This window comes from Bifidobacterium asteroides, assembly GCF_003202695.1.
GTDB lineage: Bacteria > Actinomycetota > Actinomycetes > Actinomycetales > Bifidobacteriaceae > Bombiscardovia > Bombiscardovia asteroides_G.
On record NZ_QGLL01000001.1, the window covers coordinates 13,059 to 37,721 of the forward strand.

Consider the following 24,663-nt stretch of genomic DNA (forward strand, 5'->3'; position numbering starts at 1 on the left):
ACCATATTTCCAGTCTGTGCACGTAGGCGTGCAGACCGGCCGATCGTAAAAGAAAAAGCGAGCAGTGCAAGCCATGTTGTTCGCTTTTCTCAAACCAGCCCATCATGGCAAGGTAAAGGTTTTCTAGCGCATACGTGTGGTTGAAGACCACTGAAATCGGGCTGTGGATCGCAGTTTGTTTGCGTTCGACTTTGGGTAATCAGGGTCTGCCATGCGGACATCTCCGATATCATGGAAGAACGGTGATAACGGCGGCCACGAGTCCTTGGCCGACGGGTTAAGGAGTGTGCACCAGGATGATCAGAATCGCAGTGGTGGATGACGATTCCATCAGCTGTCGGACCATGGTCAATTACCTGAGTCGTTATCGCAAGGAGCGTCAGGAAGAACTGACAGTCAGCGTCTTCACCGATGGCAAGGCTTTCGCAGATGGATACCGGCCTGTGTACGACATCCTTCTTCTGGATATTCAGATGACCCCCATGGACGGGATCGAAGTAGCTCGCAGGGTACGCGCCCGTGACGAGTCCGTGGTCATCGTCTTCATCACTTCCGCCCCCCAGTACGCCATCAACGGCTATGAGGTCGGTGCTCTGTCATATCTGCTCAAGCCCTTGCCTTGGTTCGCCTTCTCCCAGGAGCTGGATCGATCCATCGCTCAGGTGTGCGGCCGCGTGGATCTGTCCATTCTGATTACCGAGGGCGCCCGATCCACCCGGATCCCTCTCAAGGACATCGTCTTCATCGAATCCGTCCGCCACAGCAGCGTCATCCACACCTTGGATTCCTCACTGACTACGAACAGCACTCTGAAGAGTCTGGAGGGCCAGCTGGACCAGCGGGGATTCTTCCGCTCCAACTCCTGCTATCTGGTCAATCTGGCCCATGTAACGGGCATGGAAGACCAGGACTGCATTATGTCCACCGGTCAGCGGCTGCGGGTCAGTCGACCCCGCAAGAAGTCTTTTATGACGGCTCTTACTGCTTACGTGGCAGGTCGGCCATGACAGCCACCCACATCCTCAACGCCCTGCCCGATATTCCCCGGCTCTATACGGCCATCAGCGAGTGGCTAGGTTGTCTGGTCTACCTGTTGGCCATCGGTCCGAGAGCCTCTCGTTTGCGGATGGCATCGGTCCTTCTGCCTGGTCTGGCAGTGCTGATCGTAGTTCAGTACTGGGCTGGCACCCTGCCGATCGCCTTCTGGATCATCAGCATGTGCCTGGCCGTGGCCTGCATGTATGCCATCATCATGCTGGCTTCAGGGTTGGGCGCGCTGGATGGGGCCTATTTGCTGGCTCGTGCCTTTGTGCTGGCTGAGCTGGTCGCCTCCCTGCACTGGCAGCTGGACTCCTTCATGCGGCCTGCCAGCCACAGCCTGTACGACCCGGCCTCCCTGATCCTCCTGGTGCTGATCTACGGTGGCGTAGGGCTGCTGGCCTGGATGGCAGAGCGGCGCAATTTCGCTAACGCTCAGCCTTCTGTGCCGGGTCGAAGCGTTTTTATAGCTGCAGTCATCGCGGTGGTCACCTTTGCCATGTCCAACCTGAGCTTCGTCTCTACCAACACCCCCTTCTCCGGTCGGGTCGGCCTGGAGGTCTTCTACATCCGCACCCTGGTGGACCTGTGCGGGTTCGCCATGCTCTATGCCCAGCAGGAACAGCTGCGGGAGAGCCATACCAGCGCCGAGTTGGCATCAATCAACGCTCGGGCTTACAGCCAGCATCGGGAGTACATGCGCTCCAAGGAGAATCTGGAGGCCATGGGCAGGCTTGCCCACGATCTCAAGCATCAGATCGCCGCCCTGCGCTCGCAGATGGATCCTGAGCACAAGTCCCAGGACTTCGAGGAGCTCGAGGCTGCGGTCGGACGATATGGGTCCCAGCAGCACACCGGCAGCCCTATCCTGGATGTGGTCATGTCGATCAAGGAGCGCATCTGTTCCGAAGAGGGGATCACCCTGACTATGGTGGCCGATGGCTCGCTCTTGGAGGGGATGTCGCCCATGGATGTCTCCACTCTCTTCGGCAACGCCTTGGACAATGCCATTGAGGCTTTGAGAAAGGTCAAGGAACCCGACCGCCGCCTGATCAAGGTGGCCCTGTATGCCCGGGGACAGTTCGTGGTGATCCGCATTGAAAACTACTTCGCCTCGTCCCTGAATTGGAAGGGCAATGGTGAGCTGGCCACCACCAAGACCAGGACCGACGATGGCCTGCACGGGTACGGGGTCAAGTCCATCCGTCATATAGCTCACCGATACCAGGGGGAGATGACCCTGCGCACTGAGCATCACTGGTTTAGTCTTTGCGTGCTCCTGCCGAGGGAGGGCGATCAGTTGAAGCCCATGGCGGCCTCAGCAGCCTTATAACCTAGACGGATGGCCAGACGGCCCGGCCTGCCTGGCATGTTGATCATCCTGCAGAGCAGGGTGGAGCGCACGTCGGAGGCGATGACGGGGGAGCGGTGCTCCAGCCTGCTCCAGAGCATGTCCTTGTTCTGATAATTGCTGGGCTTGCGAGAGAGGATCAGGAAAACCGAGGTCACCACGCAGTTGATGGACAGATAGTGGATCATATAACGATAAAGTCCATGGGGAACCGTCCCCGGATCAGGTGTGGAATCCGCCATAAGCCCGTTGACAAGCAGCAGTTGCGAAACCCGGGCGATCATGATCGAGGTCTGCACCGACTGACCTTGGCGCCCGGTGTGGTAACGGTAGAAATTCGTGTCCAGGTAGAGCAGGGTGTGCACCCAGGGCAGAGGCTGATAGGAGTAGATGAAGTCCACGTAATAGGTGTGCTCGGGCAGACGGGTATGAGCCTGGCGGAGTACCTCGGTTCGCAGAATCAGGGCATGCATGATCATGTACTGGGCCAGCCCGAACCGCCGCAGATGGTTCCAGTCCAGCACCTGCCCCGGGTCCATGACGCTGCGGAAGTTGATGACCCGCTTATGCTTGCGGCCTTCCTTTTCATAGACGTAGTTGGTGACTACCATGTCCACCGGATTCGTACGTCGCGACTGGTCGCGCAGCTGGTCCAGAACCAGACTCAAAGAGGTCGGGTCCACCCAGTCGTCGGCATCGACCACTTTGACGTAGCAGCCCCGGGTGGCTGCCAGGCCGGTGTTGACTGCGCCGCCATGGCCCTTGTTGCTCTGGCTGATCAGACGGACAGTGTGCGGATGGCGTGTCCGGTATGACTGCGCCACCTGCGCTGTGGCATCTGTGGATCCGTCATCGACCACGATGATCTCCAGATCGTCTCCCTCTCGGCTCAGGAGCGAATCCAGGCAGGTCGGCAGATGCTGGGCCATGTTATAGGCAGGCACGATAAAAGTGAGAACAGGTGGGCTTGTGGAGGCCGGTCGGTCAGCTGTCATGAACGATCACTTCGCAAAAGAATGGGTCGGCGGGTATGTCGGCGGGGTTGCCGTAATTCCGCCGGCGGCCGTGGTATGAGACCACTGTACATGATTGGTCTGAAGGAAAGGCCCCGCCCCTCTGGCTGCCGATGTATGCCGGTTCATTGGCAGTCAGGGAATCAGGGCCGGAATTTTACTGGTCGATGGCCTCGGACTCTGTGGGTTCTTGGCGGAAGATGACCTTGAAGATGGGGAAGAAGACCCAGAAGGAGATGGCCGAGTTGATGATCATGGTGACCAGATCAGCAATGGTGGTCCCTAGGCTGCCCCAGTTCAGGGTGTGCTGGAAGAAGCCATAGATAGGGTCCTTGTACCAGCCCTGCAGCGCCGCTGCGATGATGGTGATGATCACGTAAGCTACCAGGTACCAGAAAGCCGCCTTCCAGACCGATGAATTGGACTTGAAGGTAATGTTGCGCTGGAGGAAGAAATTGATGATCTGGGCGATCAGCAGGGTGATCTCCACAGCAAGGAAGTAGGCCAGGCCGCCTCCGCCGCCATGGCCGATGGATCCGGCCGCGTAGTCGAACAAGTAGTAGGGTTTGCCGCCGACGGTACCCATGCGCCAGATCTGAAAGTTGGTGCCCACCAGGGAAGTCCCGTTGAAGATGGCCTTGAGCACGGGCATGAGCACCAGCTGCAGGACGGTGACCCCGTTGGACAGGATGAAGAAGACGATGAACTGGGCCAGAGTGGTGTGCCGATCGCTGAACCGGCGCCACCAGCGGACGATCGCCCACTGCGAGGCCGTCGTCGCCTTCCCCTGGGTCGGCTGTCCGGCCTGCTGGCTGTGCTGATCACTCATGATTGAGCTCCTTTCCGGTCCTGTGGTTGGCGGACATGTTCCTGAAGAATCCGGCGATGAATCCGCCCAGTCCCCGCCATAGATGGCCATTGGGGATGCGCACGATGGCCTCGACCATGGCCGTGTCGATCAGCCCGTTGGTCATCTTGGCCATAGCTCTGGGGGGCATGTTGAGCAGGAAGAGGGTGTTCAGGTCGGGATTGCCGGTCTTGGCTTCGTGGCGTCTCTCGCTCTTGGTCAGGAAGCTGGCCACGAACCGTGCCAGGGCGCTTCTGGAGTCCTTCCAGGATGAGAGCGGGTCGTTGACCCCGAAGGTGCTGACGGCGCCCTGTCGGACCACCGGATGGCCGAAGAGGGCCGCTAGGGCGGCATCGTCGACATCCTTGACTCGGCCGGTCAGGTAGGCGCCCAGAGCAGGGTCGGGACTCTGCGAATCGACGGTGCCCTGGACCGTCAGATGCTCGCTCAGCTCCATGTTGCGGGCGTCAGACCCGATCATGATGGTCCAGTCGCCGGACTCGACCTGCCAGGAGTTGCTGGCTGTGTCGAAGTGCCGGAAAGTCGTCTGATCAAAGTCGATGCGGACCTGGGTTGATTGACCGGACTCCAGGCTGACTTTCTTGAAGCCCTTCAGCTCGCGGACTGGCCTGAGCACACCACCCTTGGGCGCCTGGACGTAGAGCTGGGGGACAGTGGCCCCCTGTCTGTCCGAGTCGTTGGTCAGAGTGAAGGTGACCCCCTCGTCGTCCACGGACAGATCGGCGTAGGTGAAGTGTGCATAGGACAGGCCGTATCCGAAGGGGAAGCGTTCCTCTACGTCGGCGGTCAGGTAATAGCGGTAGCCGACGAAGGGGCCCTCCCGATAGATCGACTCGTGCGCAGGGTCTGGGTACCAGTCGGCGCTGGGGCAGTCGGCGTAGGACTTGGGCCAGGTTTCAGCCAGGTGGCCGGAGGGGTTGACCCGACCCGTCAGTATGTTCAGGGTGGCTGAGGCCCCAGCCTGTCCGGACAGTCCTATGTAGAGCACGGCATCGCACTGATCGAACCAGTCGGTGGTGACGGGGGAGCCCGCCACCAGGACGACCACCAGGGGCTTGTCCGTTGCGCCCAGGGCCTTGATCAGGTCGACCTGGTTGCCGGGAATGTCCATGTGGGAACGGTCTAGGCCCTCTGACTCGCTGCGCTCATCCAGGCCTACGCAGGCGACAATCACGTCAGCTTGGCCAGCCGCAGCCACGGCCTGGTCGATCAAAGACCGGTTCTTCTCGCCATGGCGTTCGTAGCCCTGGCTGTAGGAGGCCAGCTCCAATCCGTCGCCGTTGCCCTGCCTGAGCAGATCCAGCATGCTTTCCTGCTTGGCTGCGTTGACCTTGGAAGATCCGGATCCTTGGAACCTTGGAGTCTCGGCCATATCCCCGACCAGGGCGACCCGGGTGCCGGCGGCCAGTGGCAGGCATCCCTTCTGGTTGGCCAGAAGAACCGCGGATCCTTCGGCGATGCTCCTTGCCACCTGATGGTGGTCCTGTATCTGGTCCGTGGTCAGGCTCCCATCGGAGTCCATGTCGGCGTGGTAGGTCAGCTTGGCCAATTGCGCTACCTCTTCGGCCCGGGCATTCAGGTCGGTTTCGTCCAGGCTGCCCTCCTGCACGGCTTTGGCTATCTGGCGGACGGAGTCGTATCCGGCCTGAGGCATTTCAAGGGAGGAGCCATTGGCAGCTGCGGCGACAGCACTGTTGGAGCCGCCCCAATCCGAGACCACCATTCCGTCGAAGCCCCACTCGTTGCGCAGGATATCCTTGAGCAGGTGGGCATTCTCGTTGGCATAGGTACCGTTGACCATGTTGTAAGAGGTCATGATGGCCCAGGGGTGGGCCTGGCGCACGGCGATCTCGAATCCGGTCAGATAGAGTTCACGCATAGTGCGCTCATCTACTACGGAGTCGGATGCCTGTCGGCGCAGCTCCTGGCTGTTCATGGCAAAGTGCTTGGGGGTGGCGGCCACGCCCTGGGACTGGATGCCTTCGATCAGGCCTGCAGCCATACGACCGGCCACTTGGGGGTCTTCGGAATAGTATTCAAAGTTTCTGCCGCACAGGGGGTTGCGCTTGATGTTCATGCCCGGGCCCAGGACCATGTTGACGCCCAAGCTTCTGGCCTCGTTGCCCAGCGCCTGACCCATGGTCTTGGCTAGCTCCGGATCCCATGAGCAGGCCACGGTGCCGGCTGTGGGGAAGCAGGTAGCGGGCTTGGACTTGCCCATGCCCAGATTGTCCCCTGATCCGGTCTGGCGGCGCAGACCATGCGGGCCGTCGCTCAGGACCATGCTCGGGATGCCTGCCCTCTTCAGGGCGCGGGTCGCCCAAGTGGATTTTCCGGAGAGCAGCGATGCCCGTTCCAGAACTGTTAGATCCTTGACTTCCATAGTGTTCCTTTTCCGTGACGGGGGTTAGTCCTGCGGCGGGAGCCCTCGTTGCTTCCACGATCGGCCTCGAATTGGTGCTGGATTTCATTATTCGCCGACTGCCGAGGTCTGTTCGGGCGGGTTGCATAACCTGTTGTTTTCCCGGCATGGGTGCGCTGTCTGTACGCCAACAGGTGTGCTGATCCGCCCCCCGGCGGAAGGTGTATAAGTCCTTCCGGCGGGGGGCAAATCAACTGAGGTGGAGATCAGGCCGTTGGCCCATGGTCAGGGCTATTCTCCGACGGCGTGGTCTCCATGCTGGCCGGATCCTGGGCGCGGGTCTGTCGGGCATCGTCCGCCAGGTCGCTCAGCGTGCTCACATCGACAGCGCTGCGCCGTGCCTTGAATCTTCTGAAGGTCAGGTACTCCAGGGCCAGGAAGATCAGAGCCAGCACAGCAAGCGCCACATAAAGGGCGATCTGCCAGGTCGGGGTCTGTACCTTCGGGTCGCCGCTGGCGTACTTGTATCCATGCACGACTGTGTAGAGGATGTTATGGCTGGCCTGGCGCATGGCCTTGACCGAGGTGGCGCTCTTGTCTTTGACGTGGTTGGTTACATCCGTGGTAGCCAGCATAGCGTCGTTGCCGTTGCGGATCAGCTGATCGGCGTTCTGATATCCGTAGACGCCGAAGTAGTCGGTCAGCACCATGCCACGGAAGCCCCATTCGCCGCGCAGCACCTCCTTCATCAGTGGCGCATAGGCTCCGGCATAGGTTGTGCCGATGTAGTTGAGTGAACTCATCGCAGCCTGAGCACCGCCATTGACCACAGCCATTTGGAAGGGCTTCAGATAGATCTCGCGAATGGTCTGTTCATTGATCCAGGTAGCTAGCATGTTGAGGCGGTTGGTCTCCTGCTCGTTTAGAGCGAAGTGCTTCATGAACGCATAGACACCCTTGGATTTGGCTCCGGCGACCTCGTTGGAGCCCATGACGGCGTTGATTTGCGGATCCTCTGAGAAATATTCGAAGTTTCTGCCGGCAAAGGCGCTGCGGTGGATGTTGAAAGCTGGTGCATACCAACCGGAAACATCCATGTCATGGGCCATGGTGCCAATCATCCTGCCATATTCAGAGGCCAGGTCCGGATTCCAGGTGCAGGCCATGGAAGTTGAAGACGGGAAGCCCAGAGATCCGACCTTAGTGAAGTTGTTGTTCAGCGCAGCAGGTCCATCGGCATCAGTTAGCTCGATCTTGCCGATGCCTTTGACCGGTTGTGTCCCATACCCGCTCATAGCGATCAGGCTATCCATGTCCTTGACGCTGAGCTGGTCCAGGAGCTTTTCCCACATGGGGTCTTCATAGGACTTGTTGCGCAGCTGATAAAGCCTGATGCCGTTGCGGGCTCCCGTTGTAGGCATTGCGTCATCGGCCTTATCCAGCTTCTTGGGATGATAATTGTCATTATTCAGGAACCTGGCCTTTGCTTGCTCGGGCATGTCAGTGCTCTTTGGCGCTGCTGTGGCTTCTGCATAGTTGGCAAAATGACCAGCACGCGACAAGTAGGTCACGTTGCCTTTCAAATCGCCGAAATGATTGGTTGCCGCGACCTTATCGACTGAACGTGGATTGCTCTGGTTGTAGATGACGGATTTATTGATTGCAATAGCGTCCGACATAATGGGTCGATGGGAATCAGAGCGGATCGAGATTTCGTAGTTCCCCTGATCAAGTACGTAGGCCTTCTCCTGGTTGGCATCGTAAGAGGCCATATCCTCATCCTTGAAGGAGATAGGAATGGTCTGACTCTCTCCAGGCTTTAGGACCTTGGTCTTTTTGAAGGAGATCAGGTTTGCGCTGGCCTTCTCGATGCCGCCATCGGTGTATGGCGGATCGAAGTAGACTTCGACTGCGTCACGGCCGCTCGTTGTGCCTTTGTTGGTTACTGTCACATCGAAAGAGATTTTCCCGTTGTCGTGTTTGATGGGGCTCATACGCTGGGTGAAGCTCGTGTATGACAGGCCATATCCGAAGGGGTACTGGACCATCTGGTCGTAGTTGATCAGGCCTTCTTTGGCGGCTGTTTCCCAGAACCTGTACCCGACATAGATGCCCTCGTTGTAGTTGACGAAGGTGGGAGTAACGGTTTGTGGCTTGCCAGTGAATCCGGTGTAGGTAGCCTGATGGTCATCCATGTTGGTATATGTGAATGAACCAAAATTATGATAAGTCGGTGTTGCGCTCAGGTCGCGCACGAAAGTGTCTGAAGTCCTTCCCGAAGGGTTGGTTGTGCCTTTGATTACTTCGCCCAAAGCCGTAAATCCAGCTTGCCCCGGGGGCGGGCACCAGAGGACGGACTTGATCTGGGGATATTGACCCACAAAGTTCAGATTGAACGCATTCGCGCCATTGTAGACCAGAACGACTTTGTCGAAAGTACCGGTAACTTTGGCGATCATGTCCTTCTCGGGCTTGGACAACTCCAAGAAGCTCTGGCCGTTTTTGAAATCGGGAGCAGATTTATCGTTGTCATGGTAAGTGATGCCCTTGGCTTTCATGTTCATCGGAAGATCGGCACCTTCTCCGCCGACTCTGCCGATGACGACGATGGCGGTATCGGAGAAGTGCGCAGCATTGTCCATGAGCTTCTTGGAATATTTTGTAGCGTCTGGTTCCGGCAGTGTCCAATCCTGGGCGAACATGCCTACGGTCGGTCGGTCGGCACGGTAGTGCTTGTAGAAGTCGGACAGCTCGATGTTGGTCTTCAAACCTGACTGGTGAAGACCGTCAAGCAGGCTGGTGGTGGGATTATCGGCCGACATGGAGCCGGATCCTGTGCCGCCGTAGACGGGGTTGGTCGAGGCCCAGCCGAAGACGTTGACCTTCTGCTCTTCCAGAGGTAACGCATGATCGGTGTTCTGCAGCAGGGTGATTGACTCGCGTTGGATATTCTTGGCCAAATTCCTGGCTGCAGTCACCGTCGCAGGCTGTAGCTCATGTTTGCTGGTGGACTTGGTGATCAGGTTGGACAGGGGTCCCAGAAGCATGGTCGCCAGAGCCACAACGACAGCTACGAAGGCCACCAGCCAGGACTGGGAGTGGATCATCTTCCGGTTGGCTACGTTTTTGACGGTGTGCTTGTTCACTGCGACTGTGATCAGCAGTGCCAGTATCAGAAAGACGCCGATGACCGTCAACTGCGGAATCAGCGACTTGAGTACGGCGACCACATCGCTCAGATTAATGTTGAGCATGTTCGCTACTTTCTTCCGTTCTCTGCCGAAGCTTCACCCGGTCACGACTATGGACCGGTCACGAAGTAGACGGAGCATTTGAGCTGTGATCCGCCTCCTGGGTGGGCGAGCGACCTTCAGCTGCATCGACACGCCTTTATGCCACGATTCCAGTCAACCATTCATGAGCTTTTTTATGGCAGTACATGCGTGAATTGTCGAATTTGCCGCATAACCTGATCTGATTTGCGATGTATGTTGACGAATATGCAATGCCATATGTGACCGGCGCCTAGAGAAGGAATCGCAAATCCGGCGCTCATAAAGGCCTATGTCATGGGAACGGATTTTCTGATCCCAGAAATCACTCTGCTTTCAAGATTCCGGTCGATTCGCGTTCGATCAGGTGGCCTGGCAGCTCCACCAGCTTGTTCCAGTCAGCAGTCCGGCCGCGTCCTTGATCAATGTCGTCGATTTCCGTTTTCAGTAGATCAAAGGCCTTTTCCCCTGCCTTGAAGAAATCCTGGTGGATCGTCGTCAGAGAGGGGTTCCATATCTTGGCGATAGGATGGTCGTCGAAGCCTGCTACTGATACATCTTCGGGCACCCGACGGCCCACATCGTTAAGTCCACGGATGATGCCCATGCCGATCTCGTCATTGCCGGCGAAGATGGCGGTTACGTCAGGCTTCCTTCCCAATGCCGCCCCTATGCGTTTGCCGGAATCAGGATCCCAATCAGCCTTTATGGGTGCTGGCGCCGGCACTCCGGCATCCTCGCAGGCGGATCTCCAACCTGCCAAGCGGCTATACCCGCCAGCGCCTCCGGGAATGCTGACGTGATACACGGTTTTATGCCCCAGCCCTAAGAGATAGGAGGTCATCGCATACCCTCCATCGCGCTCCTGCATGGAAATTTGAGTGACATCCGGCTTCCGGTTGCCGGCTATGAGAATGATGGGCAGGTCCTTGTTTATATAGGCGAAAGCATCGTCGCTGACTTGGTCGTAGTCAAGGAGCACAATGCCTGCTGGATTCTGGTCCAGAATCGATTGGATGCGTTGGCGTGACTGCTCGCCAGCCTCTGTGCTAAGGACACCGATATTTAGGGTGTATCCTGCCTTTTGCGCTCTCTCTTCGATGCCGAAGATGGTCTGAGACTGGCCGAATAAAGTGGTATTTGTCGATAGAACAGCGATGGTCTTGGTCCGCTCCTTGACCAAGGCTCTAGCGATGGGATTGGGTCGATAGCGCAGGAGTTTCACTGCCTTGGCGATTCTGTCGCGTTTTTCCTTGCTGACCCGTTCTGGGCTGTTCAGATACCGGGACACGGTGGGGACCGAAACCTGGGCCAGGACAGCGACATCTTTGATGGATGCCGGTTTATTGTGATCGACCGTCCTAGCCATACCAACTCCCATACCCATATGCCCGTCTCATGTCTGACCATCGGATGAGATGGATGCATATCTGCAGAATCAGACTGACGGATCGGCATCTGTTTGTCCGTCCTTTTGGCCGACCGCCGCTGTCGACTGGTTTACGGCCACTTTTTATAGTACATGGGGAGGCCGGACGCGGGCGGCGTTGTGCTGATACCCTGCCGCCAGCGTCCGGCCTCCTGTTTTGGTTTACTTCACTGCTCCACCGGTGATGCCCGAGATGATCTTACGCTGTGCCAGAGCGAAGATGATCAACAATGGCAAGCTCATCAGAATGATGTAGGCGAAGATCAGATGCCAGTTGTTCAAGTACAGACCTGCAGAGGCAACGTTGTAAAGGTTCAGCGGCAGCAGATCCATCTTGCCGGAAAGTATGAAGAGCGAGTAGAAGACGTCGTTCCAGATATAGAGAGTGACCAGAATGGTCGCCGTAGCGAGCGTCGGTCCTAGGAGGGGAAGGATGATCGTGAAGAATATCCTCATGGGGCTGGCTCCGTCCATGCGTGCGGCCTCCTCAAGAGAAATCGGTATTGTGCGGATGAATCCAGTGACGAAGAAGATGACCGTGGACAGGTAGATTCCGACGTAGACCCCGATCATTCCCAGAGCCGTTCCTGACAGGCCGATGATCTTGAGCAGCATCATAACGGTCACTACTGCCGGAGGCAGAACAAGGCCGGAGATGGAAAGGGCGTACACCACAGTCATTGGCTTGGTGGCTCGACGGGCAAGTACCCAGGATGCCATAGAGCCCAGCAACAGGGCCAGAAAAACCGAGGGCACTGTTACGATCACCGATCCGAAGAAGGCCTTGATCATTTTGCCGTCGGTGATGACGGTTGAGAAGTTCTGCAAAAGCTGCCAATGGCTGGGCAGACTCATTGTGGGGCGGATCGCCTCGGCCTGGCTTTTGCCGGCAGTAACGATCAGAAGCCAGAAGGGGACGCCTAAAAGGATCAGCATGACCAGAACCACCAGCGCTGCATGGATGATCGCTCCGGTTTTCGATCGCTTGTTCAACGTCGCGCTGCTTTGAGCCGGGGTGGTTGTATCCGGCGTGTAGGTTGCCGATGTCATAGGATTTTTGCCTCTCTTCTCCGTAGGTAGATGATCAGGGGGATGGCGATGATCATCACCATGACAAACAGGACCAGGCTCATGGTTGTCGACTGCGAGTAGAGTCCCTGGCCGAAGGTTCTCCAAATGAAGATGTTCAGTATCTCTGTGGATCCGCCAGGTCCTCCTCCTGTGGTCGCCTGGACGATGTCGAAGCCGTTCATGGAACCCAGGAGTGACGTGGCGACATTGAAAGTAAAGGCCGGTGCCAACAGCGGGAACTTGATCTTCCAGAATATCTGGCGTTTGCTTGCACCATCGATGCTTGCAGCTTCGAGAACGTCCGAATCGATGGTTTTGAGCCCAGCCAGGAAGATCAGCATGGACAAGCCCATCCATTTCCATCCGTGGATGGCTGCGACGAGCACGATGGTCCATGTGGTGTTGCCCAGCCAGGCCACGTCGACTGTCTGTCCCAGGAAGAAAGAGAGAATCTGATTGAGGGCGCCGTCGGATTTGAGCACAGCCTGCCATATGTAGCCGACGGCCAAGGCTGACATGATGACCGGTACGAAGAACATGACCCGTGCGAATCTGTTGATACGGGTGTCCTCTTCGAGAAAGACCGCCAGGATCAGACCAAAAGTGTTCTGGAATATGGCTACGAGAATGGCATAGACCAGGGTGATGCGCAGATCCCGCATCAGGGTGCCCGAACGGAACAGATCGACGAAATTGCTTACCCCGTTGAAATCAATCGTCTTGCCGAAGGCCGACCAATTGGTGAATGCGTAGATGAAATTCATGATCGTCGGGATGAAGAAGAAAATCAGCAAGACTACAAATGCCGGAATGACGAATTGCAGCGGGTAGTTCTGCTTCATGAGCGTTTTGATGGGATTGACGGGGGTGATCGATCTGTTCCTTCTTCGCCCTCCGTGAGGTGTGACCCCCTCGGTTGCATGGTTTACCATACTTATCTGCTTTTCCTTCCATGAGATGGGCATCAGGATCAGAAGCTCCGGTCCTGATGCTCATCAGATGCCGTGCATGATGACCGCTTCCGGCTGTTGTCGTGATACATGCAGCTACCGGAAGCAGGACAAAGACAGGAGTCTTTAGAAGTTCTTGGCTCCTTGTGCTTTAGCCAATTGAGCGAACTGGTCCTGGGTCGCCTTGGTCACATCCTGAGGCGACTTCGTGCCGTTGACCATATCGGCCAAATTGATGTAAAGGTCAGGGTTTGCTATGGCCAGAGACTGCATGGAGCCGACGCCGGTCTTGATCGCGGCTGCGGAATCCACCAGGGCCTGAGGAACCGAATCAGGGGATTTGACCCCTTTCAGCACGGAGATGATCTTCTGATCCTTGACGAAGTCTGCGTATCCGGTGCTCATCCAGTAGTTGATGAACTGACGGGATGCGGCTTCCTTCTTGCTGTCTTTGCTTCTGAAGGCCACCAGTGCGTTGTTCTGTTCAGGGATGATGGTTCCGATGTTCCCATCCTTGGAAATGGGGAAGAAACCGATTTTTTCATCCAAGGCCTGTTTGTCGTTCTTGGCCAGAGCCGCCACGGCATTGAAGAGCGAATTGACCTGGATGATCATTCCGGTCTTGCCGTCCCAGAGAGCTGCAGCCTGATCAGTGTCCTTGGCTGATCCTGCATCCTTGTTGTAGAGACCTTCGTCGAAGAGCTGCTTGTAGTTGTCGACTGCGGTCTGAATGGTCTTATCGGTGAACTTCTCTTTACCGGTATTGACGCGGTCCCAAAGGCCGTTCTGAGCTGCCTCGGCCAGTTGGACGGAGACTGCGTACTGGGTGCCCCATTGTGAGCCTGCCATTTCGAACAGAGGGGAGTTCACGCCGGGGACATTGGCTGCCTTGATCTTCTTGGCTGTCTCGACCAAGTCGTTCCAGTTCTTAGGCGTCTCTGTGATACCGGCCTTTTTGAAGACTTCCTTGTTGTAGAAGACGCCCTCAACCGGCGGGGTGGAGAAAAGGGCAGCATAACGGGTGCCGTCCACCACGCCGCCAGCATCGGCGATGCCTTGGGTATAGTTCTTCACCCAAGGCGCGTTGTCGAGCTTCTGCAACTTGTTCTGGGCGATGAAACCAGCCAACATGGATTTGGTGGGTTGCCAGAAGGCCAGATCGGGTGTATCGCCAGTCGTGATCTTCGTCTGGACATTCTGCTCATATGGATCGGGGATGGTCTGGACATCAATTTTGGCACCAGTAGCCTTCTCGAAGTTCGAGACTACTTTCAGCGGGATCTTGTTGGAATTCTGAGCCACCCACATTTTCAGCTGGACTCCGTCGAGTTTCTGCGTCGCTGCAGGCCAGTAATCCTTAGATGTCGTATCGGCACTGTCATTGCCTCCAGTCGAGGGATTCGAACACCCGACCAGGGAGAAAACCATGGCGCCGGTCAGAGCGATGGCCGCGCCGACTCGGGTTGCGTTGAATATCTTCATTGAAATTCCTTTCCTGTGTTCCGCGATCCTTCGCGGAGCTTTCTGCCCATCATGAATGGCTAATCGGAAACCCCGGCTCGGAGGTGTTGACGCCCGCCGGTGATCCCCTATAGGCGACTTTGGCTTTGTTCCCCCTTTCTTGTGATCAATAGGGTTCGGGACGTGAATTGATGCTCTGGCGCTTGCAAATGCAACTTGGCATTGTTCTGGTCCCAAAGGATTTTCCACGATGCGAATCGTTCGCTCGTTGGAAAGATGGTGTGAACGTCAACGCCTGACTCGGCGAAATCAGGTAGGGGCAGGATCACATCACTTTCCGAGGCAGCGGGATCTCTGGCCCACACCGTCACTAGGACGCTTTGGTCATACCGAAGACCCAGGGCCATTGTCTTGTCTGTCCACCCAGGCAGTCCCATAGGCCAAAAAGGAATAGCTCTGGAAACGATGGGCTGGACGTGAAGCTTGTATGCCTGTACGGCTTGTGCAATCAGGCTGCGTTGGTCCTTGTCCATGGCATTGAGAAATCCAGAAATGAAGAACCTTCCCAACATGCTGGTATTCAGGTTGAAGGCGATTTCCTCCAAGCTCATTGAAGCTTGTGGATAGGCCCAGTTGGCTGTCTGTTCCGGCACCGTCATCATTGGTGAGGCCACTGCGATCGGCGGATAGAGACGATAGTCCTGCTGGTCCGAAGTTGATTGGACGCGGAAGTGACTGGTCTGCATGTAGTCTTCGCGCATGCCTCCCGACGAGCAGTTCTCAAGAATCAGATCCGGATAACGCTCATGCAAGGCATCCAACCAGTCGCAGTAAGCACGATTATGTCCTAGAAGTCCGTCGCCCAGGCTATCGGCTTGGTTGTCGGTGCCCGCTCCGGGAGAGACGTTGTAGTCGAACTTAAAATAGCCGATGCCGAATTCGCCGATAAGCCTGTCTATGACCGAGTCCATATACTTGCGAGCCTCATCAGTTCGAAAGTCAAGCAGATAACGGTCCTGTTCGACAATCCGCTGACCATCTCGCTGGAAGAAGGCCGTGTCCGGCAGGGCCGCGGCGATAGGGCTGCGCACGCCCACGACTTCGGGTTCCATCCACAGGCCGGGAACCATGTCACGTGAGATGATGGCATCGATCACTTCGGCGAATCCTCCTGGGAAGCGCGTCGTGGAGGGTTTCCACTCGCCCACTGACGGCCACCAGTCGCCGGAATCGTCATACCAGCCGCAGTCGATGCAGAAGACCTGTGCGCCCACTTCGGCCGCGCTGTCTATCAGGGGAAGCAGCTTCTCGGTGGTCGGGTCGCCGTTGATGGTATTCATGTAGTCATTGAAGACCACTAGCGGATATCGGTCTTTGGCCACATGCGTGCCGAAGGTCCGCCGATAAGCGATCAGGGAATCGTAGGCCGACTGAAAGGAAGGGGCCAGAGTGACCGATGCCGGCACGGACGTGAAGGATTGTCCTGGTGCAAGGCGTTTTGACCAGGAATGATCCTCATTTGTGGGTCCTGACAAGGCCATGTAACCATCGACGGTGTAGTCGCCAACCTCCCATCGCCAGGCTCCGTTGTGCTCAACTTGAAAAATCCAAGTGGCTGTATGGTTCTTGTTGCACAGGACCGCCAGCGGGGCCTGGTGACCTGTTGACCAGGTGCCGGTGGAGATCACCTTGTATTCATTGCGTGGATTGTTGCCGGTCAGCTCCTGTGAGAGCTTAGGGAAGAGCTCTTCTGTTTTTTCGGCGTGCCAGCGATTTTCTCCTAACCAGGCGAAGTCGCCATGAAGGAGCTTCCAGCTTCCTGCATCCTGTTCCGTTCCAGGCGTGGATCCGAACAGACCGACCCAGCTGGTGACTGATTCAAGGCTGATTGGGTGGTTTCCGATGTTGGTTACTGTTGCAAAGGTCCGAAACATGGTCTGATTGGAGGGGAGCTGATAGGTCACGTCAGCCTGAAGGCCGGCGGTTCTGTCCTCCATACGCACGCTTAGTGTTTTGATATCGTTTTCAGTTTTTCCAGAATAATGAGAGACATAGCGCATGCCAGCTCCTATTGAAGTGCTGACCAGCCTGTCGCAGGCAATCCAATGGCCGAAGCCGGCTGCCGTAATCTCCACAAGGGGCAGATTGTCGTCGATTCTCATGTCCACATCGTCAGACGTGATCCGACCTATGCTGACCGGGGCGTCATCATCCCAATGAAAGAACAAGGATAGACGATTATTGCCCCATTGAAAGTCATGTGTCATGATGTCCTCTGCCATATGATTGCAGCCAGGTCAGATGCCGGTGGAGATCGTGATGGCCGATAACCGCAAACAACCTTCCCTGCTTATTTGCCGATCGTCCCTGCGGTCTGAAGGATGTTCGCATCCCGATGATCGCGAAGGCCAATTCCTAAATCACAGAGTAATTTGAAAACGTTATCGCGTCAATCAGGCGTGTCGTTCCAGCCCGAGTTGCGAGTGCATTTGCGTGTGAAGCGGATCTTTCTTTGGCCATCGAAGGGATGGCCAAAGAAAGCCGCTAATCCGACAAAGCCATGCAGTGTGTCATGATCGGCAGTGTGTCATGATCGCTTGCCGCGAGAATGCCGAGCCGCCAAGAAGGCCGGAATGGAGATTCCTGCCAACACGACGGTTGCAATGAGGATCAGCATAACCGCGGATCCGGTGGATGAAAGTCGGGATGCCTGATCTTTTCGTCCTTCTGCTTTCGCGCCCGGCCCTGGTTTGGCTTGTGGATCGTTCGCAGACGATGCATGTCCGGGTGTTCCCGGCGTCAAGCCGCTCTCCGATGTCGCTGGAATCACCTGAAGACGGAAGGACGAGCTAGCCTTTCCGAGACTCGCTGTGATCGTGCAGTTGCCAATTTCAAGGGCGGACAGCATGCCTTGGGGGTCTACCGTTGCGATGCGTGGATTCGATGTGGTCCAGGTAATGGAGGCATCAGATGATTCCTTCGAACCTATGGATGTCGATGCGGATGCTACAGCAGTCAACTGCGATTTCTGGCCTTTGCGAAGCGTCATTTGGCCCTGAGCCAGGCCGGGCGCATGGATAGTGATTGAACCGGGTTCTGATGGACGTGACTCCAGGTCTTCAGATGTCGGTGTCCCGATAGTCTCAGGGTAGAAAACCAGGGAGTCGATATTCGGCGCCACTCCCCAGGAGACAGCGCCTTTGCCTGTTCCTGCCGGATCCCAATTGCCCAGTGACAAGGCCCCTCCATCCGTGGATACCTGCAGCGAACGGTTCAGGAAGCTTGTGTCGGAATAGGTATACCGGAACGAACCTCTGGCGAGTTCGGGCCCGTGAGCATTACCCTGCCGGATCTGAAGTCCCAGGTCCACGATTTGCGGGTTGTAGTCGTGCCTGCCGATGAAGGCATCGTTGGAGAATCTGACTGCCACCATATAGTCGCCACGAGGAACCGCGCCTGCCGGAATGGTCATGACGCCGACATTGTGCGTATTCACCTGCGGCTTGTTGTTGCTGTCCGCAACTACTACACGGGTGCGATCGCCGTATCCGGCTGGTCCGCTTTCAGTAGTGGCGAACTGGTTTCCCAGACCGGCCACGTACTGGTGGTTCTCGGCATTGGACGAATTCTCGGTGATGACGCTTGCACCGCCGTTCAATTGTTGGTCCTCCGCTTGAAGGGCGATCGCCGAATGACGCAGATCCTTGGACGCGGCAACCTGGACGTCGCGTAGACTCACACCTGACCCAGAGAGGTCCAGACTGTTGATGCCCTCGCTGAGCGCCACCTGCAGGCTGGTGGATTGCAGGCCCGAATAAGCGGCAGTGATTCCTGGGAGGGCTTTTCCATTCAGATTCACCGCAACCGGTGTCCCCTTGGCGGCCCGATAGACGAGTCTGATTGTGTGGTATCCCTGGGACCAGGCGTGGATGAAGGCACGAGCATGGCCTGATCGAAGGTCAGCGAACCCGCGAGTGCCTTCACTGGAGAAATCGAGCGATGCGCCGTCGACAAGACGAAGCTGTGCAGCCGGGTAATCTACGGCATCGCTGGTTCCGTCGCGATCTCCAGGAACCCTGTACAGGAGGAACTTGTCAAGGGTGTTGTCCAGCGCCGTAGATCCATGAATGCTGATGGTGTGTCGTCCTTGAGTAAGGTTCATCTCCAGCTGGGCGCTTCCCCTATACAGCCATTTTGCTGCGTCCTTCATGGCCAGCTCGGCATGGTAGTTTAGTTCGCCGACAGTCTTGGCATCCACGCTGACCTGATTGGTGCCCGGGAATCCTGCATTGCCGCTGATCACTTGTAGCCTGTACCTGCCGTCAGCAGGCGCTTGGACCTCCCAGTCTGCTGTGGCCCCGTCCTTGAAGTTGCCGACATCGCCGTTGCCGGATGTCATGAAATAGCTCCATCCATTGCCTGAAGGCGTTTTGTCATAAGCGCGGGCGCCACCGGATAGATGGGTCCGTTCAGCTTCTGCAACCTGGAGGTTTCGGCCCAGCTGGTCATCCGTGCGCAATGACCGGTCCTGATGCGGTGTGACCACAAGCTGGTATGAGGCATACCGATCCACGCTGGTTGTGGTGACGTCGAGTGTGCCATTGCGTACTTGAGCATTTGAGAGCGTATTGACGACGCGAGGAGTTGCGGCGATCCCGTCTGGCCCGGTAAAGGCATTCTCGCGTACTTCGACATCCACTGTGGAGCCAAACCCTGCCTTGTCCAATCCCGTCAGTCGCACGGTCACTGGAATGTTGGCTCCGGTATTCTTCACTTGATCGGCGTTCTCGTCGTTGGCGCCTCCGTATAAGACCGTTCCCTTATGGTTGGCGGTATCCAATGCCCCGATGCCTTGGAGCGAGTCGATTTTGTCGCGGTGATCGGAATCCACCTGAACAGTCTGATCTCCTCGCAGGTCTCCGTACCATTTGAACTGCCACCATCCTGCATTGGCGGCATTGGCATTGGCCATATTGTCTGATAGGTTGCCTGCATAGTTCCAGTAGGCGGTCTCGGCCTGGACCTTGGTGTCCTCGAACATGCTCATCCATTGCACCAGCTGACCTGGTACAGACATGTCGCGTAGCTCTCCGTACTCGGTGATGTTGATCTTTCTGGCAGGCACGCCGATGTCGTGTTCCAAGGCTCGGTAATTTGCGTAGTGGGTGCGATAGTTCTGCAGGCTCTCTTTGCCCAGCTCATGCCAGACGAAGATATCCGGCAGGGTTCCCGCTTCCTTGGTGTGGCGCAGAAAAGCCTCTGATCTATTCTGCCTGAAGGATGAATCCCCCGGGCCGGCTATGCGGGCGTGCGCGGCTGTGGGGCGCACCTTGCTTGGTTTTTCGCCGGTTTTGTATTGCTGCCAGATGGTTTGTATCAGTTGGTAGTCTGCGTCCCAGTCGTTCAGGAAGGTTGTTTTGAACAGCGGGTTCTGAGCATCGTCGCCGGTGTAGTACCAGTTGCCGCCGTCCGGCTCATTGAAGGGGATGAAGGTGTATTGGTCAGGATGCTCTGATTGGGACAGGATTTTGTTGACGACGATTTCGACGACCTCGCCATAATCCCAGCGCCCATTGGGCTGATCAGTGTAGGTGCCGTACTTGGGATCGCTGACAGGAACGTCAGTTACATAGGATCGGTCATCTCCTGGGCGTGAACCATGGTTATAGGACCAATCCGGGTAATAATCCTGCATGTATACGGCCAGCTCCCGTCCTCCATTTGCAAAGAACTGGTTCTCCAAGGCTAGGGCGTCCCCGCTTGGGTGTTGGGAGCCTGTTGGCGGCTTCTGCGAGGAATTTTCCACACGGGCGCCATCAAGAATGGCATCTGTCGGCGATCCTTCGTCGCCTAAGCCGTACAGGGTTCCCGAGGCTCCGCCGAGGAACTTTCCAGTTGTCTTGCCCATATCGACTTTGAGGACTTGTGCTGGTTTGGCTTCATCGGCGTAAGCTGCCGGCAGGACGCATGTTCCGGCCAGTAGGCTTGCGCTTGCTGCCAATGCTAAAAATGTCTGGTATTTTCCCATAATGCGTTTCTTCCATCGGAATGCAAGGCAATTGCTCGATTCGGACGGTTCAGGATCCGAGTGAGCGATGCCAAGAACTTCATTGTTCACGCGTTGGCCGTCTGATCCTCAACAGCAAGGTCATAATCGGCTGGGGTGCGTTGATAAGTACAAGGCTCCTTTCGTTTTATTGCTCGTCCTTCTTAGTGGATTTTTGCCGGTGACATCATCGACACGACAGGAAATAGCATATTATGAAAACGTTCTATCGTCAAATATTCGTAGATGATAAAGCCTTATGTCGCCTAAAATATATCACGTTCTGTATCGAGTCCTCAACATCTGGATAACGTTCTCACTATCTAGATGCAGCTAGCTATTTGCGAAGCCATTGGAGGGAGGAGAGGAAGGAAGATTAGGTAATTTCAGGGAAGGAAGCCAGCTCTGCTTCGACGATGATTGATCCGCTGGTTTACGAATATGCTCAGGCAATGGTCATTAATATTGAAATTAATAGGCGAATCAAGAAATATGCGGACTGTGCACGTTATACGCCTGGTTTCATCTTATTGAAGGTGATTTCAGCATGCTGGATGAGATATAGATAGAATGATTCCATGACTGGTCGCACCATGGCAGTTCCCAGCAGCTCCCGTCTGTATAGGGCGCAGATCAATGGCACGCACCTGGTTTTCTCGATGAATCCGGCGCCTCGCCGTGCTCCCATCATTCTTTATTTGCATGGTGGCCCAGGCGATGCCTGCATTCCGTTGACCATGCAGTACAACGCGGCCTTGGAACGTGATTTTCGTTTTATCAACCTGGACCAGCGGGGCAGTGGGCTGTCCTACCATCCTTTTGCGCCTGACGAGACAGTGACCATCGATTCGATGGTCGAAGATGTTCACCAGTTTGTGCTAGAGCTTCTTCATGCCTACATGCAGGATTCCCTGATTCTTATCGGTCATTCCTGGGGCAGCGTCTTGGGACTGGAAATGGTGAAGCGGTATCCCTCCCTTATCCGCAGCTACATCGGTCTCGGACAGGTCGTCAGTATGCGTGCCGCTCTCCGGTTACGGCGAAATTGGGGGCGACAGAGCCTGGGCCCTCGGCTCGGTTCGATAGTCAGTAGTGAGAGCGGGGCCGCTGACATGGTGCTGATGGTCGATGAACTGCTGTCTCGCGGCGGAGCTGCCATGCTGTTCGGATCCCTGGGACGGATCATGACCTACCTGCGCTCGCCGTACTACAACTGGTCACGTCTGCTCAACCATGCCAAGGGGGTGTCTCAATCCCGGGCGCGCTTGAATACTGAACTGGAGCAGGTCGATTTCAGCGGGCAGACCTCTTTCGGGGCGCCTGTCTATTTCATCAGCGGCAGGTATGACCGTCATCTGCCAGGCAAGCTGGTTGAGCAGTTTGCCGAAGGGTTGAAGAGCCCGCATCGGTTCATCCGTTTTGATCGGTCCGGACACTGCCCGCAATGGGATGAGCCTGACCGATTCGCAGCAACGGTTAAAGCCATCTGCCTGTAGCGCTTGATTAATAAGTAACGGCTGCCTCGTCGTCCGTGCTCATCCAAATGGTGGAAATACATCCTGCGAGGAGCTGAATCTACTAATATGACTATTGGAAGATATTGGTTTGAGCCTCGCTGAAGAGTGCGCGGGGTGCCTGGATAGGCGAAGGTCGATGAAACGGGGACCGTGTCGGTGAAGATCAACACGCCGTAGAATCCCCGGAATCACTGAGCTCCTCCTAGATTTTTCTATGCCAACTTGCAGAACAACTCGGGTTCGTGTAAGTTTATCTCTTGCTGCCCGGCAGTGATGAGGACTTTTCGGAGTGCTTGGATTTGTTGGTGTGGTGGTGGTTTGAGAACTCAAGAGCGTGTTTGTGCTACTTATAGCTTTTTGATTGCCAGTCCGATGCCCGCCCGGCTGTTGTCGGGTACGTGGGAGCGTTGTGAGGGGTGTCGGGGTTTTTCGTGGGTTGGTTTCCTCCTTATGGAAGCTGGCCCGTCAATTATTGATGTGAGTCGTTTCGGCTTCTTCATGGTTTTTTGTGGAGGGTTTGATTCTGGCTCAGGATGAACGCTGGCGGCGTGCTTAACACATGCAAGTCGAACGGGATCCGCCAAGCTTGCTTGGCGGTGAGAGTGGCGAACGGGTGAGTAATGCGTGACCAACCTGCCCCATGCTTCGGAATAGCTCCTGGAAACGGGTGGTAATGCCGGATGCTCCGCGCTGTCGCATGATGGCGTGGGAAAGGGTTTACCGGCATGGGATGGGGTCGCGTCCTATCAGCTTGTTGGCGGGGTGATGGCCTGCCAAGGCTTCGACGGGTAGCCGGCCTGAGAGGGCGACCGGCCACATTGGGACTGAGATACGGCCCAGACTCCTACGGGAGGCAGCAGTGGGGAATATTGCACAATGGGCGAAAGCCTGATGCAGCGACGCCGCGTGCGGGATGACGGCCTTCGGGTTGTAAACCGCTTTTGATTGGGAGCAAGCGAGAGTGAGTGTACCTTTCGAATAAGCACCGGCTAACTACGTGCCAGCAGCCGCGGTAATACGTAGGGTGCAAGCGTTATCCGGATTTATTGGGCGTAAAGAGCTCGTAGGCGGTTCGTCGCGTCTGGTGTGAAAGTCCATCGCTTAACGGTGGATCGGCGCCGGGTACGGGCGGACTGGAGTGCGGTAGGGGAGACTGGAATTCCCGGTGTAACGGTGGAATGTGTAGATATCGGGAAGAACACCGATGGCGAAGGCAGGTCTCTGGGCCGTCACTGACGCTGAGGAGCGAAAGCGTGGGGAGCGAACAGGATTAGATACCCTGGTAGTCCACGCCGTAAACGGTGGATGCTGGATGTGGGGCCCGTTCCACGGGTTCCGTGTCGGAGCTAACGCGTTAAGCATCCCGCCTGGGGAGTACGGCCGCAAGGCTAAAACTCAAAGAAATTGACGGGGGCCCGCACAAGCGGCGGAGCATGCGGATTAATTCGATGCAACGCGAAGAACCTTACCTGGGCTTGACATGTGCCGGACGGCTGCGGAGACGCGGCTTCCCTTCGGGGCCGGTTCACAGGTGGTGCATGGTCGTCGTCAGCTCGTGTCGTGAGATGTTGGGTCAAGTCCCGCAACGAGCGCAACCCTCGCCTCGTGTTGCCAGCGGGTCATGCCGGGAACTCACGGGGGACCGCCGGGGTTAACCCGGAGGAAGGTGGGGATGACGTCAGATCATCATGCCCCTTACGTCCAGGGCTTCACGCATGCTACAATGGCCGGTACAGCGGGATGCGACATGGTGACATGGAGCGGATCCCTGAAAACCGGTCTCAGTTCGGATCGGAGCCTGCAACCCGGCTCCGTGAAGGCGGAGTCGCTAGTAATCGCGGATCAGCAACGCCGCGGTGAATGCGTTCCCGGGCCTTGTACACACCGCCCGTCAAGTCATGAAAGTGGGCAGCACCCGAAGCCGGTGGCCCAACCCGTTTGGGGGGGAGCCGTCTAAGGTGAGGTCCGCGATTGGGACTAAGTCGTAACAAGGTAGCCGTACCGGAAGGTGCGGCTGGATCACCTCCTTTCTACGGAGATTATGAAATTCCTCTGCGTGGTCTGCGCGGGGGTCGTGTCTGCGGGTCCGGCTGTCTGGCCGGATGGCGTGGGCGTGCTGGCGTGGAACGGTCTTGAGGCTGTGGCATGGATGCGCTGTTGGGTTCCCGGATCGCCACCTTGTTTGGGTGGTGTTCCCGTCGCCCGTCTGGTTCCTGCGTGGGGTGTTGCCCCGTGGCGGGTCTTGGCGGCGCGCTGGTGGCTTGAGAACTGGATAGTGGACGCGA

At 56.6% G+C, this 24,663-nt stretch carries 13 protein-coding genes and 1 rRNA gene; 4 read left to right on the forward strand and 10 right to left on the reverse strand.

What is annotated here, in order from left to right:
- Positions 1-296 precede the first annotated feature (296 nt).
- Both DKK75_RS00050 and DKK75_RS00055 read left to right on the forward strand, forming a co-directional pair.
- Positions 297-1,007 carry a LytR/AlgR family response regulator transcription factor gene (locus DKK75_RS00050; RefSeq protein WP_110451449.1) on the forward strand — a complete coding sequence of 237 codons (711 nt, stop codon included), beginning with the start codon at positions 297-299 and terminating at the stop codon, positions 1,005-1,007.
- Positions 1,004-2,371, forward strand: a complete 1,368-nt coding sequence (locus DKK75_RS00055) for a sensor histidine kinase (RefSeq protein ID WP_110451450.1) — start codon at positions 1,004-1,006, stop codon at positions 2,369-2,371. The genes DKK75_RS00050 and DKK75_RS00055 overlap by 4 nt, the downstream gene beginning before the upstream one ends.
- Here DKK75_RS00055 and DKK75_RS00060 read toward each other — a convergent pair.
- The 10 genes from DKK75_RS00060 to DKK75_RS00105 all read right to left on the reverse strand — a co-directional run bounded on the left by DKK75_RS00060 (position 2,335) and on the right by DKK75_RS00105 (position 20,816).
- Positions 2,335-3,384 carry a glycosyltransferase family 2 protein gene (locus DKK75_RS00060; protein WP_110451451.1) on the reverse strand — a complete coding sequence of 350 codons (1,050 nt, stop codon included), beginning with the start codon at positions 3,382-3,384 and terminating at the stop codon, positions 2,335-2,337. The genes DKK75_RS00055 and DKK75_RS00060 overlap by 37 nt on opposite strands.
- Positions 3,385-3,559: 175 nt before the next feature.
- Positions 3,560-4,231 carry a hypothetical protein gene (locus DKK75_RS00065; protein WP_219997294.1) on the reverse strand — a complete coding sequence of 224 codons (672 nt, stop codon included), beginning with the start codon at positions 4,229-4,231 and terminating at the stop codon, positions 3,560-3,562.
- Positions 4,224-6,653: a glycoside hydrolase family 3 C-terminal domain-containing protein gene (locus DKK75_RS00070; protein WP_110451452.1), complete on the reverse strand. Its 2,430-nt coding sequence runs from the start codon at positions 6,651-6,653 to the stop codon at positions 4,224-4,226. The genes DKK75_RS00065 and DKK75_RS00070 overlap by 8 nt, the downstream gene beginning before the upstream one ends.
- A 245-nt stretch (positions 6,654-6,898) precedes the next feature.
- Positions 6,899-9,886 (reverse strand): glycoside hydrolase family 3 protein, encoded by a 2,988-nt coding sequence (locus DKK75_RS00075; protein ID WP_110451453.1) that lies wholly within the window; start codon positions 9,884-9,886, stop codon positions 6,899-6,901.
- Between the two features lie 343 nt (positions 9,887-10,229).
- Positions 10,230-11,273 carry a LacI family DNA-binding transcriptional regulator gene (locus tag DKK75_RS00080; RefSeq protein WP_110451454.1) on the reverse strand — a complete coding sequence of 348 codons (1,044 nt, stop codon included), beginning with the start codon at positions 11,271-11,273 and terminating at the stop codon, positions 10,230-10,232.
- A gap of 222 nt (positions 11,274-11,495) precedes the next feature.
- Positions 11,496-12,326, reverse strand: a complete 831-nt coding sequence (locus DKK75_RS00085) for a carbohydrate ABC transporter permease (RefSeq protein WP_258333085.1) — start codon at positions 12,324-12,326, stop codon at positions 11,496-11,498.
- A gap of 53 nt (positions 12,327-12,379) precedes the next feature.
- A complete protein-coding gene (locus DKK75_RS00090; RefSeq protein WP_110451759.1) occupies positions 12,380-13,246 on the reverse strand; it encodes a carbohydrate ABC transporter permease in 867 nt (288 codons plus the stop codon).
- Between the two features lie 234 nt (positions 13,247-13,480).
- On the reverse strand, positions 13,481-14,836 hold the full coding sequence (locus DKK75_RS00095) for an ABC transporter substrate-binding protein (protein WP_110451456.1): 1,356 nt from the start codon (positions 14,834-14,836) through the stop codon (positions 13,481-13,483).
- 107 nt (positions 14,837-14,943) lie between these two features.
- Positions 14,944-17,082 carry an alpha-galactosidase gene (locus DKK75_RS00100; protein ID WP_258333087.1) on the reverse strand — a complete coding sequence of 713 codons (2,139 nt, stop codon included), beginning with the start codon at positions 17,080-17,082 and terminating at the stop codon, positions 14,944-14,946.
- A 320-nt stretch (positions 17,083-17,402) separates the two neighbouring features.
- A complete protein-coding gene (locus DKK75_RS00105; protein WP_219997295.1) occupies positions 17,403-20,816 on the reverse strand; it encodes an Ig-like domain-containing protein in 3,414 nt (1,137 codons plus the stop codon).
- Between the two features lie 623 nt (positions 20,817-21,439).
- Between DKK75_RS00105 and DKK75_RS00110 the strand changes: the two genes are divergently transcribed.
- Positions 21,440-22,357, forward strand: a complete 918-nt coding sequence (locus tag DKK75_RS00110) for an alpha/beta fold hydrolase (RefSeq protein WP_110451458.1) — start codon at positions 21,440-21,442, stop codon at positions 22,355-22,357.
- Between the two features lie 526 nt (positions 22,358-22,883).
- Positions 22,884-24,408 (forward strand): 16S ribosomal RNA (locus DKK75_RS00115).
- Positions 24,409-24,663: the final 255 nt, after the last annotated feature.